At 52.4% G+C, this 17,342-nt stretch carries 15 protein-coding genes and 3 pseudogenes; 8 read left to right on the forward strand and 10 right to left on the reverse strand.

The window, feature by feature from the left end; translation table 11 throughout:
* Window positions 1–371: 371 nt before the first annotated feature.
* Complete coding sequence (gene purL, locus ABD035_RS11415) at window positions 372–4,262, reverse strand: phosphoribosylformylglycinamidine synthase (RefSeq protein WP_343870271.1); 3,891 nt, start codon at window positions 4,260–4,262, stop codon at window positions 372–374.
* A gap of 270 nt (window positions 4,263–4,532) precedes the next feature.
* On the opposite strand from purL, the gene mltF reads away from it, so the two are divergent.
* Window positions 4,533–5,984, forward strand: coding sequence for a membrane-bound lytic murein transglycosylase MltF (mltF, locus tag ABD035_RS11420; protein WP_343870273.1), 1,452 nt, complete (start codon window positions 4,533–4,535; stop codon window positions 5,982–5,984).
* 9 nt (window positions 5,985–5,993) lie between these two features.
* Here mltF and tadA read toward each other — a convergent pair whose 3' ends face one another.
* Window positions 5,994–6,491 (reverse strand): tRNA adenosine(34) deaminase TadA, encoded by a 498-nt coding sequence (gene tadA / locus ABD035_RS11425; RefSeq protein ID WP_212713251.1) that lies wholly within the window; start codon window positions 6,489–6,491, stop codon window positions 5,994–5,996.
* A 510-nt stretch (window positions 6,492–7,001) separates the two neighbouring features.
* Between tadA and ABD035_RS11430 the strand changes: the two genes are divergently transcribed.
* The 5 genes from ABD035_RS11430 to ABD035_RS11450 are packed head-to-tail and all read left to right on the forward strand — an operon-like array spanning window position 7,002 to window position 12,206.
* Window positions 7,002–7,577 carry a Csu type fimbrial protein gene (locus tag ABD035_RS11430; protein ID WP_343870276.1) on the forward strand — a complete coding sequence of 192 codons (576 nt, stop codon included), beginning with the start codon at window positions 7,002–7,004 and terminating at the stop codon, window positions 7,575–7,577.
* Window positions 7,578–7,596: 19 nt separating this feature from the next.
* Complete coding sequence (locus tag ABD035_RS11435) at window positions 7,597–8,121, forward strand: Csu type fimbrial protein (protein ID WP_425579723.1); 525 nt, start codon at window positions 7,597–7,599, stop codon at window positions 8,119–8,121.
* Between the two features lie 11 nt (window positions 8,122–8,132).
* Complete coding sequence (locus tag ABD035_RS11440; protein ID WP_343870280.1) at window positions 8,133–8,894, forward strand: fimbrial biogenesis chaperone; 762 nt, start codon at window positions 8,133–8,135, stop codon at window positions 8,892–8,894.
* A gap of 2 nt (window positions 8,895–8,896) precedes the next feature.
* A complete protein-coding gene (locus ABD035_RS11445) occupies window positions 8,897–11,263 on the forward strand; it encodes a fimbria/pilus outer membrane usher protein (protein WP_343870282.1) in 2,367 nt (788 codons plus the stop codon).
* Window positions 11,253–12,206, forward strand: a complete 954-nt coding sequence (locus tag ABD035_RS11450; protein ID WP_343870284.1) for a Csu type fimbrial protein — start codon at window positions 11,253–11,255, stop codon at window positions 12,204–12,206. Before ABD035_RS11445 ends, ABD035_RS11450 begins: the two co-directional genes overlap by 11 nt.
* 34 nt (window positions 12,207–12,240) lie before the next feature.
* Here the strand turns inward: ABD035_RS11450 and yfhb are convergent, their stop codons facing one another.
* On the reverse strand, window positions 12,241–12,876 hold the full coding sequence (yfhb, locus tag ABD035_RS11455) for a phosphatidylglycerophosphatase C (RefSeq protein WP_343870286.1): 636 nt from the start codon (window positions 12,874–12,876) through the stop codon (window positions 12,241–12,243).
* Window positions 12,877–13,123: 247 nt separating this feature from the next.
* On the opposite strand from yfhb, the pseudogene ABD035_RS11460 reads away from it, so the two are divergent.
* Window positions 13,124–13,324, forward strand: a pseudogene (locus ABD035_RS11460) (IS1 family transposase); the annotation flags it as partial.
* Between the two features lie 7 nt (window positions 13,325–13,331).
* Here the strand turns inward: ABD035_RS11460 and ABD035_RS11465 are convergent.
* The 4 genes and pseudogenes from ABD035_RS11465 to ABD035_RS11480 all read right to left on the reverse strand — a co-directional run.
* The gene (locus tag ABD035_RS11465; protein ID WP_343870288.1) at window positions 13,332–13,688 is read right to left on the reverse strand and encodes a putative T6SS immunity periplasmic lipoprotein; all 357 of its coding nucleotides are present in this window, start codon (window positions 13,686–13,688) and stop codon (window positions 13,332–13,334) included.
* Window positions 13,685–14,203 carry a type IV secretion protein Rhs gene (locus tag ABD035_RS11470; protein ID WP_343870290.1) on the reverse strand — a complete coding sequence of 173 codons (519 nt, stop codon included), beginning with the start codon at window positions 14,201–14,203 and terminating at the stop codon, window positions 13,685–13,687. The genes ABD035_RS11465 and ABD035_RS11470 overlap by 4 nt, the downstream gene beginning before the upstream one ends.
* Window positions 14,204–14,428: 225 nt before the next feature.
* Window positions 14,429–14,745: pseudogene (locus ABD035_RS11475) on the reverse strand (integrase core domain-containing protein); the annotation flags it as partial.
* Window positions 14,746–14,985, reverse strand: a pseudogene (locus ABD035_RS11480) (recombinase); the annotation flags it as partial.
* A 188-nt stretch (window positions 14,986–15,173) separates the two neighbouring features.
* On the opposite strand from ABD035_RS11480, the gene ABD035_RS11485 reads away from it, so the two are divergent.
* Window positions 15,174–15,428, forward strand: a complete 255-nt coding sequence (locus ABD035_RS11485) for a YfhL family 4Fe-4S dicluster ferredoxin (protein ID WP_025903712.1) — start codon at window positions 15,174–15,176, stop codon at window positions 15,426–15,428.
* 17 nt (window positions 15,429–15,445) lie between these two features.
* Here the strand turns inward: ABD035_RS11485 and acpS are convergent, their stop codons facing one another.
* Genes acpS through recO form a run of 3 tightly spaced genes read right to left on the reverse strand, consistent with a single transcriptional unit; the run spans window position 15,446 to window position 17,341 of the window.
* Window positions 15,446–15,826, reverse strand: a complete 381-nt coding sequence (gene acpS / locus ABD035_RS11490; protein WP_343870293.1) for a holo-ACP synthase — start codon at window positions 15,824–15,826, stop codon at window positions 15,446–15,448.
* Entirely contained in the window at window positions 15,826–16,557 is a 732-nt protein-coding gene (gene pdxJ, locus ABD035_RS11495; RefSeq protein ID WP_212713242.1) for a pyridoxine 5'-phosphate synthase, read from the reverse strand. Before pdxJ ends, acpS begins: the two co-directional genes overlap by 1 nt.
* Window positions 16,558–16,609: 52 nt before the next feature.
* Window positions 16,610–17,341 carry a DNA repair protein RecO gene (gene recO / locus ABD035_RS11500; protein ID WP_212713446.1) on the reverse strand — a complete coding sequence of 244 codons (732 nt, stop codon included), beginning with the start codon at window positions 17,339–17,341 and terminating at the stop codon, window positions 16,610–16,612.
* Window position 17,342 lies beyond the last annotated feature (1 nt).

The following is a 17,342-nucleotide window of genomic DNA, read 5'->3' on the forward strand; positions in this document are numbered from 1 at the left end:
TTGTAAAATCGTCCGCGTCCAGTTTCTCTCCGGCATCCGGGATCCGTACTGGCGGCACCGGGCGCTTTCCGCTGCCATAAGCACGGTTCGTCTGGCTCACGCGGCCGTCCCCGGTCCACAGACCGAATGCCGGTAACGGCCTTCAGGGTAAGTTTCCGCATCGTTTTAATCATGGCACTCTTTAACCGGAAGATCCTCTGCCGGGGGAAATTCCGCGCAGCTCCTCTGTCATCGGATAATCGCGTTCAACCGACTCCTGCTGTACAGACCGGATGCGGTATCACAACCTGCCGCGCACCCGCCCGGATATCCTGAGGCCCTGCCAGTAAAAAAGCGCCCCGCAGGGCGCTTTTAAGACGGTGTCGCCGGTATCAGCCTAACTGCTGACGGGCATTACGGAAAATACGCATCCACGGGCTGTCCTCGCCCCACTCCTGAGGATGCCAGGAGTTACTGACGGTACGGAATACACGCTCAGGGTGCGGCATCATAATCGTGACACGGCCGCTGGTATTGGTGACTGCCGTGATCCCTTGCGGGGAACCATTCGGGTTTGCCGGATAGGTTTCGGTCGGTTGACCATAGTTATCCACATAACGCAGTGCCACCAGGCCGGCCGCCTGCAGCGCATCCAGTTGTGCCTGTCCTGAGAATTCAGCAAAGCCTTCGCCGTGTGACACCGCGATCGGCATCCGGGAGCCTGCCATGCCGGATAACAGCAGTGACGGGCTTTCGGCCACTTCGGTCAGGCTGAAACGACCTTCAAAACGCTCTGACTGGTTACGGACAAATCTCGGCCACAGGTCGCTGCCCGGGATCAGTTCACGCAGATTCGACATCATCTGACACCCATTACAGACGCCGAGTGCCAGTGTCCCGCTGCGGTTAAAGAATTGCCCGAAGGTGTCACGGACCCGCGGATTAAACAGGATCGATTTTGCCCAGCCTTCCCCGGCCCCTAAGACATCCCCGTAAGAGAAACCACCACAGGCCGACAGCAGATGGAAATCGTCCAGAGACTGACGTCCGGCCAGCAGATCGCTCATATGCACATCCACCGCTTCAAAACCGGCACGGTGGAAGGCGGCTGCCATTTCCACATGTGAGTTGACCCCCTGCTCGCGCAGTACGGCCAGCTTCGGTCTGACGCCGGTCGCTATCATCGGCGCAGCGATATCCTCTGCCGGGTTGAACGTCAGGCTGACATTCAGCCCCGGGTCGTTATTATCCAGTTTTGACTGATGTTCTTCATCGGCACAGTCCGGGTTATCACGTAACCGCTGCATCTGCCAGGTGGTTTCCGCCCACCAGCGACGCAGTGTCGAACGCTTCTCCTGATAAATCACCTGCTGACCGGCATTGATGACAAACTCATCACCCGGCTCAGCGGCACCGAGAACATGCAGGCAATCTGCCAGACCATGACGGGCAAAAATATCGCTAATGGCCTGTTTATCTTCCGCTTTCACCTGGATAACGGCGCCCAGTTCTTCGGTAAACAATGATGCCAGTACATCCTGCCCCAGTGAGGCCACATCCACACGCAAACCGCAGTGACCTGCGAAGGCCATTTCAGCCAGTGTTACCAGCAGCCCGCCGTCAGAGCGGTCATGATAAGCCAGTAATTTCTGCTCAGAAACCAGTTGCTGGATGGCGTTGAAGAAACCGGCCAGCTGTTGTGCATTGCGAACGTCTGCCGGTTTGTCTCCGAGCTGGCTGTAAACCTGTGCCAGCGCTGTTGCCCCCAGGGTATTGGCACCCGCCCCCAGATCCACCAGCATCAGCAGGTTATCTGTGCCGGGCTGTAACTGAGGTGTCACGGTGTGACGAACATCTTCGACACGCGCAAAGGCAGTGATCACAAGCGATAACGGTGATGTCATCTCTCGCGGCTGATTATCCTGCTGCCAGCGGGTTTTCATCGACATCGAATCTTTCCCGACCGGAATCGTCAGACCCAATGCCGGACACAGTTCTTCACCGACGGCTTTTACCGCCGCATATAACCCGGCATCTTCGCCCGGGTGTCCGGCGGCGGACATCCAGTTTGCGGACAGCTTGATGCGGCTCAGAGAACCAATATCGGTGGCGGCCAGGTTCGTCAGAGCTTCACCGACGGCCAGCCGGGCGGAGGCGGCAAAATCGAGCAGAGCGACAGGCGCACGCTCACCCATGGCAAAGGCTTCGCCATGATAGCTGTCCAGGCTGGCCGTCGTAACGGCACAGTTCGCAACAGGAACCTGCCACGGTCCGACCATCTGGTCGCGTGCCACCATCCCGGTGACGGAACGGTCACCGATAGTAATAAGGAAGGTCTTTTCTGCGACGCCCGGCAGATGCATAACGCGTTTAACCGCCTCGGCCAGTGATATGTCATCACGGTTTAACGCCGTCCCGCAGACCTGTTTTGTCTCGACGTCCCGCGTCATTTTCGGGGTTTTGCCGAGCAGCACATCCAGCGGCATATCGATAGGCTGATTATCGAAGTGTGTGTCATTCAGGGTCAGATGCAGTTCTTCGGTCGCTTCACCGATCACCGCATAAGGTGCGCGTTCACGCTGACATAACTGCTCAAACAACGGCAGTTTGTCCGGCGACACCGCTAAAACATAACGTTCCTGCGACTCATTACACCAGACTTCCAGCGGGCTCATGCCGGGTTCATCGTTCAGGATGTCACGCAGATTGAAACGCCCGCCACGTCCACCGTCACTGACCAGTTCCGGCATCGCGTTGGACAGCCCCCCTGCACCGACATCATGGATAAACAGGATCGGGTTCTGTTCGCCCAGCTGCCAGCAGCGGTCGATCACTTCCTGACAGCGACGCTCCATTTCCGGGTTGTCACGCTGAACAGAGGCAAAATCCAGATCGGCATCGGACTGACCGGAAGCCATCGATGACGCCGCTCCACCGCCCAGACCGATATTCATCGCCGGACCGCCCAGCACGATCAGTTTAGCGCCGATGCTGATCTCACCTTTCTGCACATGATCACCACGGATGTTACCGATCCCTCCGGCCAGCATGACCGGCTTATGGTAACCACGCAGTTCTTCACCGTTATGGCTGGTCACCCGCGCTTCATAAGTACGGAAGTATCCGTTCAGCGCCGGACGACCAAATTCATTGTTAAATGCCGCTCCGCCCAACGGACCATCGGTCATGATCTCCAGTGCGGTCACGATACGATCCGGTTTACCGAAATCCTGCTCCCACGGCTGTTCAAAGCCCGGAATACGCAGGTTAGAGACAGAGAAACCGCTGAGACCGGCTTTAGGTTTAGCACCTCGTCCGGTCGCGCCTTCATCACGGATTTCACCCCCGGATCCGGTCGCGGCCCCCGGCCACGGAGAAATCGCCGTCGGGTGGTTATGCGTTTCGACTTTCATCAGGATATGGGCATCTTCCTGGTGGAAATCGTAAATCCCCTGCTTATCGTCCGCATAAAAACGGCCAACCTTCGAGCCTTCCATCACGGCGGCATTATCTTTATAGGCCGACAGCACGTGCTCAGGGTTTTTCTCAAAGGTATTTTTGATCATCTTAAACAGCGATTTCGGCTGTTGAACACCATCGATGATCCAGTCGGCATTGAAAATTTTATGCCGGCAGTGCTCAGAGTTAGCCTGAGCAAACATATAGAGTTCGATATCGTTAGGATTGCGTCCCAGTCCGGTAAACGCAGCCAGCAGGTAGTCAATTTCGTCCTCTGCCAGAGCCAGGCCGAGAGACGCGTTCGCTTCTTCCAAAGCCTGACGACCTTTACCAAGGATATCGACCGCTTTTACCGGCTGAGGCGTTTGCTGAACAAATAACTGCTGCGCCTGAGTCAGTGAGGTATAAACCGTTTCCATCATCCGGTCATGTAATAACGCGGACAATTCAGCCCATTGAGCCTCTGAAATAGTCTCAGCCTGAATATAGAACGCCAGCCCTCTTTCCAGACGGATGACTTTCGCCAGTTCACAGTTATGGGCAATATCCGTGGCTTTAGAAGACCAGGGAGAAATCGTCCCGGGACGAGGAGTCACCAGTAATAAGCGTCCGGCAGGTTCATGCTCCGCCAGTGAGGGGCCGTATTTAAGAAGACGTTGAAGACGGTTTTTTTCATCATCACTCAGGGGGGAACTGACATCGGCAAAATGTACATATTCAGCATAAATATCGCTGACGGGCAGGTGAGCATTTCTGAAACTGTTCAGGAGTTTGTTAATACGAAATGCCGACAGAGCGGGCGAGCCACGCAAAATTTCCATCATTAAAGATCTCTCGTCTTCGAAACGCCGGACGACGCTTCATTGGGCGCAACAGGGGAAAACGGACGCCATTATAAAGAATAACCCTCTGTTACGAAACCGTTTGCGTTGATTTTCTGCGGATAATCCTGCGGTCAAAAAACAAACATTTCTTGCTATAAAAGTTGCTCTTTGTCGTTTTGTTGCTCAGAATGCACCTCGCTCCGGGGAGTTTACCCTCTGTTACATTCCTGCCAAAAGGCTAAACCCGGAGCTGATTAACGAGATAACTTTTTGAAATATTTAAAATTAAATTATCTTTTGATCGGTCTTGTCACCTTGTTACTGGCAATGGCTCTATGGCCTGCTATCTCCTGGCATTCAGGTACACAAGATACTCTGTCGCAGATTAAATCCCGCGGAGTGTTACGTGTCAGCACCATAAGCTCTTCTCTGACCTGGCAAAAGAACAGCAAAAATCCGACGGGGATGGATTATGAGCTGGCTAAACGCTTTGCAGACTATCTGGGCGTGAAGCTGGACATCTCCGTACGTCCAAACATTGAAAGCCTGTTTGATGATCTTAACCATCATCGTACCGATATCCTGGCTGCCGGACTCGCCTGGGATGCAGAACGTCAACGCGATTACCGTAGCGGCCCTGCTTATTATATGACAACGCAGCAACTGGTTTACCGGGTGGATAAACCCCGCCCGAAAAATCTGGATGATTTACACGGCACCTTGTCGGTGCCTTCGGAGTCGTCCTTTATTTCGACCTTGCAGGCGTTCAAAGCGAATAAATATCCGCAACTCAGCTGGCATGTGGAGAATAAGCTCAGTCCGCAAGCCATGCTGGAGCAGGTGGCTGACGGCAAACTGGATTATACCATCGGCGATTCAGCCACTATCGGGATGATGCAACGCATCCACCCGCAACTGGCCGTGGCATTTGATGTCACCAATGAAGCGCCGGTTAACTGGTATATGGCAAAAACGGCTGACGATAGTCTGAACGCTGCACTGCTGGATTTTTACAACCAGCTGAATGAAGAAGGCACACTGGCCAGACTGGATGAGAAATATCTGGGGCATACCGGCAGCTTTGATTATGTCGATACCCGGACTTTTCTGCGGGCTATCGACAGTACGTTACCGTCATTACAGCCGCTGTTCAGGAAGTACGCCAGCCAGATCGACTGGCGACTGCTCGCAGCCATTGCTTACCAGGAATCTCACTGGGACCCGCAGGCCACCTCTCCGACCGGGGTCCGGGGCATGATGATGCTGACACGTAATACTGCCGACAGTCTGGATGTGGCTAATCGCCTGGACGCCGCAGAAAGTATTCGTGGCGGTAGCCAGTATTTGCAGAAGCTGATGGATAAAGTTCCGCCGACCATCCCTCAGGATGAGCGGATCTGGTTTGCGCTGGCGGCCTATAATATGGGCTTTGCTCATATGATGGATGCGCGCAAGCTGACCATGATGCAGGGCGCTAACCCGGACAGCTGGGCCGATGTTAAACAACGGCTGCCGCTGCTGTCACAGAAGCGCTACTACCGTCAGACCACTTACGGGTTTGCCCGCGGCACCGAAGCCTATAATTACGTGGAAAATATTCGTAAGTACAATATCAGCCTGGTCGGATATCTGCAGGAAGCAGAAAAGAAGAAGCAACAAATCATCCCTATTCCTGACTCTGACATGCCTTCTCCGTCAGAGCCACAAATAGCGATGAACTGATCCGATAACCTACTGATCCTCGCGCTGCGTCTGACGCAGCGCTTTTTTTTGTGCTCTGCGCTGGCGGAAGAACTCGCTTAACTGATTCGCACACGCTTCTGCCAGCACGCCCCCCTCCACGACTATCCGGTGATTCATCCCGGGATGATGCAGAATATCCAGTAATGAACCCGCAGCCCCCGTTTTCGCATCACGGGCGCCATAGACCAGCCGGGAGATACGGCTATGGATCATCGCCCCGGCACACATCGTGCAGGGCTCCAGGGTGACATAGAGGGTGGTATCCAGTAACCGGTAATTTTCTAATGCCTTTCCGCCATTGCGTAATGCCATCATTTCGGCATGGGCCGTCGGATCATGATCCCCGATGGGATGATTCCAGCCTTCGGCAATCACTTCGCCGCCCTGCACTAACACCGCTCCGACAGGCACCTCATTATTTTCCTGAGCCCGGGTGGCTAACGTCATGGCATAACGCATCCAGTACTCATCATTTTTGTCGGTCACTCTCTTTCCTCTGAAACGATAACAACACCGATTATAACGATTTCAGGCGGTAAATCGTAGTACGGCACGGTTTTTACCGGCAGTCATGCTGAAAGAGGCAATACGGAAAGTAACTTTAGTTATTAATAATAATTTCTTATAAAATTAAATTATTAACATTAATTTATATTACGATATATTTCAGCAGAAATAATTTCACAAAAAAATCACAAAACCACACGGGATTAAAAAACCAAAAAATCCATATAAAACAATCAACTGCCATACCATTCCGAAAAAAATCACCTGAAACTGCCTTTCTGCATTCGAGCGCCCCACCCGCTCAGTTAACTGAGACTTTTCTTATTCATGTGATAATCTGTTGTTAGCAAAACAGAAAGTAAAGATAAATTAATCATTATTAATACCGGTAACGACGACCTGAAAAATCAGACATGTTGTGATTGGTCAGAAAAACACTGCGCTGCCGGACATACTGCCGTCTTCCACACTGCATAAGGTTACTTGATTATGAAACTCAGAAAAAAGCTGTTAATTACGTTAGGGGTCGCCTTAACCACTGCCTTCACCAGTCTTTCGGCCAGCGCGGCTGAAGGGACATTAACCGGCCAGGTTGGGGTTCAGGTGACGATTAAAGAAGGTTGTACTGTCGCCAACGGCAGTTCGTCTTCGGGCACGAACAGCTGGGGAACACTTAATTTTGGTACCTATGCTGATCTAACCTCAATCATTAATGGCAGTGTATTAGGTTCCGACGGGAAGGATGCCGTAACGGTGACCTGCACCTCAGGGCTTAGCCCGACCCTGACACTGGATGGCGGCCTGAATGAATCGGGTAATGTCCGTAATATGGTAAACACCACCACCACCAGCGGTACCACTACCAGCTCGGACATCGCTTATCACCTCTATTCCGATGCTTCTTACGACACAGAAATTGAACCCGGCACCGCTATTTCACTGACAGCCAGTGGTGATGCACAAAGTATTCCTATCTATGGGCGGATCCTGCCGACCGGCCAAACCTCGACGGCACCGACCTCCGGGACATATACCGATACAGTGACAGCGACCTTAGCCTGGTAAACAGGTGAAGATAAGTGAAATGACCTGCCACTTCACTTTAGCCGCCTTGTTAGCCCTGTTTTCCGTGGCCGCGTCTGCAGATATCACGACGAGCAGCTTCACCGTCTCCTCAGTGATCACCAGTGGATGTGCTCTCGGAACAAGCAGTAGTGATTCGGTAACCGATTTCGGCACATTGAATTTTGGTTCGATGTCTTCGATCGCGGATAACGTGGATGTGGCAAGTACTCCCGGGGCGGGTTCCATTGTCGTGACCTGCACCCCGGGGATGTCTGTTTCAATCGCACTGGATTACGGGCTCCATGGCGGGTCAGCCAGCGAACGTTATATGGAAAACAGCGACAGCACCGCGACCCTCGGCTATCAGCTTTATCAGGATGCCTCTTACAGTACCGTTTGGGGAACGGGCTCACTGGCCTATAGCGTCGCATCCTTTCCCGACACGACCCAGACATACACCCTATACGGACGGTTATTTCCGGTCACAGGTTTACCCACTGCCGGCACCTATACCGATACCATTACCGTTACTCTGACTTATTAAAGCGTAAATACATGAAAATCCGATCTGTCTTACTGTCTCTCTTACTCTCACTCCCCGCATTATTTACTGCCGCTCATGCCGCAAGCTCCATCCTGGTATGGCCGATATTTCAGGTGATAAAAAATAGCGACAGAGGTTCAGAGCTATGGCTACAGAATGAGGGAGGTAATGCCGTCACCCTGCAGGTGCGGATTTTTAAATGGCAGCAGCGTCACTCCGCCTCTGTTTACTCGGACCAGAAAGATGTGCTGGCAAGCCCCCCTTTCGTGACGATCCAGCCGGGGGGAAGACAACTGATCCGCCTGATCCGCCTGCGGCCGACGGCTGCGCAGCAGGAAGATGCCTACCGCATTGTTATCGATGAGATCCCGGGGGTGATGGCACCTCAGATGCAAAACCACAATGCCGGACTGATCATGCGCATGCGGTATGTATTACCGCTGTTCCTGTATGGTCAGGGTATCCAGCCTGTCGGTCAGAACGGACCGGTGACGGATATCCGGAAAAAACTCTCCTGGCAGATACTCTCCTCCGGGGGCAAACCCGTGCTGGCCATTACCAACCATGGAACACGCCATGCCAGGCTGAGTGATATTTTCTGGGGAAGTGATGCGATGCATCCTGATGTTTTTATCTCGAAAGGATTTCTCGGGTATGTTCTGCCAGGGCAGACGGTGAACTTCCCTCTGCCGGAAAAGCCCGCCCTGCATCCACAACTCTTTACGCGACTGGCAGATAATGTGGCGCCGGTCATGATAGACGCTGGCAGATAATCATGAATAAGGCCTTACATCCGCTGCTGTTAAGCATGGCCTGTAGCCTGTCCGGCATCGCCCGGGCAGATGATTATAACCAGTTGCCGCCACCGACACTGGGCCAGGCAGAAAGTAAGGCCTATACCCTTTACCTGACCTTGTCAGTTAACGGTAATAAAAATCCTGAACTGGTGCCGGTATCGGTGAATAATGATCATTTCATGGTGGGCGCCGCCGTCTTAAGAAAAAACTATCTTAAGTTCCCGGCCACGTCAGGGTTAGTGGATGTCACTCAACTCCCCGGGGTACATGCCACTTATGACAGTGCCCGGCAGCAACTGGATCTGCGGGTTCCTGATGCCTGGCTACCTGAACAATTCCTGGGTAACCGCCGGCGGCAGAAAGAACTGGTTCCGGTCACCAGCCATGGCGTATTGCTCAACTATGATGCTTACAGCCTGAAATCGGGATCCGGTACAGCCACCACCAGTACGCTGTTAGAAGGTCGTTTCTTCAGCGATGAAGGCACACTTTCACAAAGTGGCGTCTGGCGAACGACCTGGCAAGGCAACGATAACACCCCGCAAGGGTATATGCGTTATGACACTTCCTGGAAATACAGTGATGTTAACCGGTTAATCAGCGTCCAGGCCGGAGATTTCATCAGTGACTCTCTGACCTGGAGTAACTCCGTTCGGATGGCCGGATTACGGATCAGCCGTAATTTCAGCGTTCGTCCGGACCTGGTGACATACCCGTTATTAAACTGGTCGGGCTCGGCGGCCGTCCCCGGAACGGTCAATTTATTCGTTAACGGCTACAAAACCAGCAGCCAGTCAGTGAATGCCGGTCCCTATACGCTGACAGATGTTCCTTTTATTAATGGTGCCGGTGAAGCCACGGTAGTGACGACCGATGCGCTGGGACGTCAGGTTTCAACCACTATCCCGTTTTACGTCTCCAATAAGTTACTTGCGCGCGGCATGAGCGATTTTGACCTCTCAGCCGGCGTATTACGCCGCAACTACGGAACAAAAAGTAATGATTACGGGGAAGGTGCCTTCAGTGGTATTTACCGTTACGGGCTGACTAATCGTCTTACCGGCTCCGTGCACAGTGAAGCCAGCGAAAAGTTATGGCTCGCCGGCACCGGCGCCGACTTCACTCCGGGGCAGTGGGGAACCCTCAGCCTGTCCGTAAGCCACAGTCAGTACGACAGCCTGCAGCACGGGCAGCAGTATACCTCCGGCTGGTCCTACTATGGCCGGCTCTGGAGCCTGAATCTTCAGCATATCAATACCCGCGGCACTTATCTGGATCTTTCCGATGACAGTAATGACGCGGCATCCAGCCGGAGTTCAGATCAGGCCACCTTCAGCATTACCCCTATCGGCCAGGCCGCCGGAACCTTCGGGTTGGGTTATTTCGCTATCCGTGCGCAGGATGGCACCCGGACCCGGCTGGCTAACGCATCATGGAGTCATGCCATCGGTCGTAGTGCCAGCTTTAGTCTGAGCCTGAACAAAACGCTGAGCAGTCATGCGCTGACCGGGGTAGCACAACTGACTATCCCTTGGGGTGACCAGTCAACCGTGAATGCCACCGCTAATCAGAACGCCAATGGCAAGGTCACCGGACAGATTGGCTACACCCGGGCCGCCCCGGTGGAGGGGGGGCTGGGATGGACGGTCGCCCACTCCTTCAGTAAAGAGAATTATAACCAGGCAAACCTGACCTGGATAAACCGTTATTCGACAGTCAGTGGCGGATTCTATGGCGATGACAGTAACGTTAATCAGTGGATAGAAGCCAGCGGGTCTCTCATTGCGATGGATAATGATTATTTCCTTTCGCGGCCAATCAACGACGCTTTTATTGTGGCAGATACCGATGGCTACCCGGATACCGTCGTCAGGTATGAAAACCGTCGGGTCGGGGTCACCGATAAACAGGGACATCTGCTTATCCCCTGGGTCTCCGGCTGGTATGCGGGAAAAGTCTCTATCGATACCATGAATTTACCGGCAGATATTGATGCTCCGGTACCGGAAAAACGGGTGGCTGTACGTGAGGACAGTGGTGCCATCGTGCACTTTCCTGTGATGCGGGTACGCTCAGCAATACTGACCCTCACCAATGATCGGGAACAACCATTGCCGGTGGGAACTCCGTTAAACGAACTGGACAGTGGTCAGTCTGCAGTCGTCGGCTATGACGGCCAGGCATGGTTATCCCATCTCGGCAGACAGAATCGCTTAGTGATCACTACCCCGGACGGTGAATGTCACTATTCCTTCACCTTACCTCAGGAAACCCGGATCCCTGCCACTATAGGCCCGATAGAATGTCACTTCCCCTCAGTAAAGGAGCCGCTTAATGACCGGTAATTCCTTCCTCCTGCGGCTGACAGGACTGTTATTACTCTTCGTTTCTCATCTCTGTCTGGCCGACTGTACGTCCAGTTCGGCCAGCGGAAGCTTCGGCTCGCTCAGTTCATTCACCCTGGCAAGCACGGCTGAAACCGTGGAGACCGGTTCCGGCTTTACCTGCACCGGCGGGTTATTAACGTTATTAAGCACGGATACTATCACCGCGACTATCGCCTCCTCGGCCGGGGAAAGTGGCAGCACACCGCAGATGACCAGTGCGTCGGGCAGTGCGATCCCTTACACGATATGTGCCAGTTCCGGTTGCGGCACCACCTATACCATAGGCCAGACCATCACCTGGAGCTCAACCTCATTACTCGGGCTGCTGGGGTTGTTTGATGCCAGTGACGGATCGTTACCCCTGTATATCCATACCGCCGCCGGCCTGAATGTGCCGGCAGGAACCTATACCGATACCATCACCATCAACTGGCATTACAATATTTGTTTTATCGGCCTGCTGGGGGTCTGTGCCTATACCACGGGTGATACGACATCGACGGTCACCTTAACCGCGATAGTCACTAATGATTGCACTATTGAAGAGGCTCCGGATGTCAGTTTCGGCAGTGCCGCATTACCGGCAAACTTCGCCTCTGTTGCCAGTGCACTGACGGTCCTGTGCACGAAAAATGCCGCCTATACCGTCAACCTGAGCAGCAGCAATCCGGTCAGCGGGGACTGGCGACAGATGTCATCGGCGATTGACGGATCGACCCGCTATTTGCTCTATCAGCTTTATCAGGCGGATGGCACCGCCTGGACACCCGAAAACGACCTGAGTGAAACCGGCACCGGTGAATCCCAGACGATCAATTATACCGCCACGGTGGACAGCTCTCAGACCAATCAGCCCGCCGGCAGCTATACGGATACCATCACGGTGACGGTCACCTATTAGCCCCGCAGCCCCTGGCTTCGGCAGACAGCGACAGCTACCTGATGCGCTGCATTTCACCGCCGGGGGTGATCCGCCAGCGGTGCTGGCAAAAGGACAACAGCGGGTTGTCCTGCCGGCTGTCACTGTAGCCGCTGAATAACGCGAGCGGATGACCCATCCGTTTTTCCAGCTGTGTCACTTTCTCATGGCCCAGACAACGCAGAGTCAGTACCCTTCCGCCAAAGCGTCTTTCCATCCGGGTCGCAATCAGATTCACCGCCGGCAGGAAATCACTCTGCTGATACACCTGTTCGACCAGCGATTGCGGCGAACCGGTGATCAGCCAGACCCGGGTATCACTGGCCTGCAGATATTCATTAAGACGTTGTATCACCCGCGGGAATGGCGTCACGCGCTGGCGGAACCAGCGGCAGAAATCAGCGTCCTGGCGAAGCAACGTCGCTTCACTCTGCCCTGCGGTGATTGCCCAAAGTAACAGACTCATTGGCCAGCGTGCTGCCCTGCCGCACAACAGCAACCCGAGGATAACCAGCGGAAATAACGGAACCACCAGCAGCATATTTTTCGGCTGTCTGGTCAGCGAAAAACGGAGATAGCAACCAAACAAGTCCTGTTTATGCAGCGTGCCATCAAGATCAAAGAAAATGTTCCGTTTATCTTGTTTCTTCATCAATAGGTTCCCTTAGCCGGTATCCGGTGACGGACGGTATCGTCACTGACGAGGTAATGTAAGCCACATTCCGGAGGCAGAAAAGGGCTTTATCCGTTTGCTCTGCCGCGGAAGGGGGAAGTTGTCAGGCGAATTCCCCCCTGCGGTCAATCACCGCAATCGGCCTCTTTTAAGCATAGGGATGCCTTCCCGGGTAATGCTACCAACTTAGTGATTTAGTCTATGCTGGTGTTTTTGAGGTGCTTTTATGACTTCAATTCCCGTGCGTTGTCCCGCCTGTGCCGGGACTGAAGACGTAGTTCGTAACGGTAAAAGTACTGCAGGTCATCAGCGTTACCTCTGCAAGCCGTGTCGTAAGACATGACAATTCACTTTCACCTATACCGCCTCCCAGCCCGGTAAACACCAGAAAATCATTGATATGACTATGAATGGCGTTGGATGCCGGGTATTTTTTACGACTTGATATAGCTTTTTTTTACTTTATTATGGGCATCAGTTATAAACTCGAACCGATACTTTTCACCGTTTAGTACATAAATCAACTCATAATTCGTACTATTTTTAAGAATCAAAGGTATGCAGGTATCATGATATTTTTTCGCGATATTATCTTCTGTTAAAATGGGTAGCGCATAACTATTTTCTGACGAACTTAAAGAATAATATTCCAGAATATCACCGGGGGCCGATGCTATACAAACCCGGTTTTCATTTACGGTTGCGCTGCCCTTTTTATGAAATGCAAGTCTGTCGCCAGCGCAACCCGCCAGTAAAAAAAGGGAAAAGAATAATAAAAGAATTTTTATCATTGAGGAAATCCTTTTAAAATCCCTTGATATTTCGCAATCAAATCTTTCACAGATTGAGACGAATCATAATCTTTATAATTTATCATTCTTTTGTTATTTACGAAGCCAAACTTCATTAGCAACCAATAATCGGACACTATTGAAGCCTGCTGTTCCATCGAATAACCAGATAAACTTTTCTTATCAAGGCTATATTTATAATTCGCAGCCCATGAAACCAAACCTCGCATTCTGACGTTCATGCCACGCTGATATTGCCTGACGTGCATCATTTCATGTATAAACAGATGCTGGTAATCCACCGAAGCTATAGAGTAATCATCACGATAAACATTGGTTTCAAACCATATCTCACCATTCGGTGTCATAGCGGTATTATTTCCCTGCATACCAAATGCGAGATAGCTCCCGTGATGAACCCATACCCGATTGTATTGGATGCTGTGACGGTATAACTCAGTTGCCAGACGAGTTTCACCCGAAGTTAATAATCGCAAACCACCTCTTTTAAGCATAGGGACTCCTTCCCACATAAGATCCATCCATTTCAGGTTAACTCTATAACATGAAGCAATTTTATGTCCAAGATATTATGGCTTGATCTTGAGACTTTCAGCAAAGTGTCCATAAAAAATGGAAATCATGCTTACGCCGAAAATGTGGAGGTTATGCTGTCTGCCTGGGCTATCGATACCGCGCCGGTACATTTATCGGACGTGGCCTGTGTAAGTAGACCTGTTTTAGTTCCAGACACTTTTTGAAGTTTCCGGTTTTCAGTCATCAACCGGTATTCTTCCTGCATCAGATTATTCAGGGATTCATGAGGTCGCTCGCGGTTATATTCTGTCAGCCACCGATCTGTGATCTCACGTACTTCATTCAGTGTTCTGAACAGATAAAAATCCAGTATTTCAGTCCTGTATGTCCGGTTAAATCGTTCAATAAAAGCATTCTGAGTGGGTTTCCCGGGCTGAATAAACTCCCGATGTACACCATGCTCTTTAGCCCATTAAGCCAGTATCAGTGAGATGAATTCCGGCACATTATCCGCCCTCAGTTTAGGGAACTCTGCATAGAACGTAACCTTACCGGCCTTACTGAAATATATGCGTAAATAGCTCTCTTTTTCATACTTAGATCGTGATCTCTGGTGTTTGAGTATGTTTTTTGCTGCCGTAACACAGATTCGCATGTGTGAGCTTCTGTATGTCGGCTTACATCCTTCCCAGCGCCCCAAGGAGCTCAACGCACCGTCATTATTGGGCTTTACGGGGTTCTGTGGTACAGTGCGCGCCATTAAAATCCTCCGCCTGTGCCCGGTAAGACAGGCTCACCTGTGAGGCTTTACAGGTCTGAGTGACACTTTCGGGGAATGCAGATAAGTATCCGTGATGTCCGGGTATTCTCCGAAATGGTATCTGTGGCGCAGCATGGCTGACTATCTGTAACCCGTGGATGCCCCGATAAAAAAGGTAAGTGACTGAAGTGGCTTTGTTAATTACAACACGTTGTATCAATTGTGATATGTGTGAACCCGAGTGCCCTAATCAGGCCATCTCAATGGGCGAGACAATTTATCAGATAGATGTGGATCGTTGCACAGAATGTGTCGGCCATTATGATGCACCGACCTGTCAGAGCGTCTGCCCGATCACTAATACCATTATCACCGATCCGCAGCAGACGGAAACCAAAGACGCATTATGGGAAAAGTTTGTCACCCTCTGGCATTCTGCCTGAACGGACGTTGATCCGGCTTAGCTTTCCAGGATCACCGTTGCACAGGCATACCGCCGTTCATCCGCCAGGGTGACATGCACATGCTGTACACCCAGCGTTTCGGCCAGGGTGCTCGCCTGACCAAAAAAACGCAGACAGGGTTTGCCAAGCGCATCGTTGTAGACTTCAAACTGATTAAATGCCAGCCCCCCGCGGATACCGGTACCGAATGCCTTAGCCACCGCCTCTTTTACTGCAAAACGCTTGGCCAAAAAACGCACCGGCTGATGGTGTTGCTGATATTGCTGCCATTCAAACCCGGTCAGTACCCGTTTCGCCAGCCGGTCGCCGGAGCGGGTGATCACCTGCTCGATACGTTCTATTTCAACGATGTCTGTCCCTAACCCCAGAATAGCCATTAACGACGCGCTTCCCTCAGCAGAGCCTTCATCTCACTGACGGCCCCCGCCAGGCCACTGAACACTGCCTGTCCGATAATGGCATGGCCAATATTCAGCTCATAGATCTGCGGGATAGCGGCGACCGGTAAAACATTATGATAGGTGAGTCCGTGCCCGGCATTCACTTTCAGTCCACGGGATGCAGCATATTCGGCTGCCTGACGGATACGTTCCAGCTCAGCGTCACGGGTCGGGCCTTCTTCTGCTTCAGCATAGGCCCCGGTGTGTAATTCGATATAAGGTGCGCCGGCGGTGACAGCTGCGTCAATCTGTTGCTGATCCGGGTCGATAAACAGTGAGACCTGAATCCCCGCCTGGTTCAGACGGCGTACCGCCTCATTGAGTTTCTCCTGCTGACCGGCCACATCCAGCCCGCCTTCGGTGGTCACTTCCTGGCGTTTTTCCGGCACCAGACAGCAAAAATGCGGTACCGTGTCGCAGGCAATACTCAGCATTTCTTCGGTGACGGCCATTTCCAGGTTCATACGTGTCTGCAGGGTCTCGCGTAACATACGGACATCACGATCGGTAATATGCCGGCGATCTTCACGCAGGTGAACCGTGATCCCGTCTGCACCGGCCTGCTCGGCAACAAAAGCCGCCTGCACCGGATCAGGGTAACGGGTGCCTCTGGCATTTCTTAGCGTGGCGATATGGTCAATATTGACCCCTAACAGTAACTCCGTCATACAATCCTCTGTCTTCAATAGCGATACAACACACGGCCATGGCGGCAACCGGTCACTCCTGCGACGGGGATACCGGGCCGGCGGGTAACGTAAACTGCCGGAATAATTCCTGGCTCTTTAAGGGTTTACCCCCAAGATAAGGCTTTAGGGCCATGCGTGTAAAACGTTTTGCAGCTTTCAGAGTGTCACTGTCAGGAAATTCCCGGTCAGAAAGCGCCATCAGCTGCCTGCCGGTGAAACTGCGCTGATTAAGCACCAGGCTGGCAATAAAGCCCTTCTCTTCACGATAGCTGTAAGTCATGGTTTCTGTCACCGGTTCACCACTGCCCGCACAGTGCAGGAAGTCAACGCCATAGCCAAGGTGCCCGAGCACCGCCAGCTCAAACCGGCGCAATACAGGCTCCGGCGTACCGGTGGCTGAAGCCAGCCCCTGGAGACAATAGAGGTAATCGAAGAACAACTCGTCGAAGGGAATTTCCTGCCCGAGCACACGGGACAGCAGTTCGTTGACGTACAGGCCGCAATAGAGATAGCGGCCACTGAGCGGTAACGCCAGGGTCATCGCTTCGGCCGTATGCAGGGTTTTCATTTCTCCTTTGCCGGACCACCGGGCCAGTAAAGGAGTGAAAGGCTGTAACGTGCCCTTCAGCCGGGAGCGTTTAGAGCGGGCTCCTTTGGCGATAACCCGCACCCGCCCCTCATTTTCACTGAACAGATCCAATAGCAGGCTGGTTTCGCTGTATGGGCGACTATGCAGCACAAAAGCGCGTTGCCAGCCTTCCATC

It is taken from the genome of Tatumella terrea (genome assembly GCF_039523755.1).
In the GTDB taxonomy this organism is placed as follows: domain Bacteria; phylum Pseudomonadota; class Gammaproteobacteria; order Enterobacterales; family Enterobacteriaceae; genus Tatumella; species Tatumella terrea.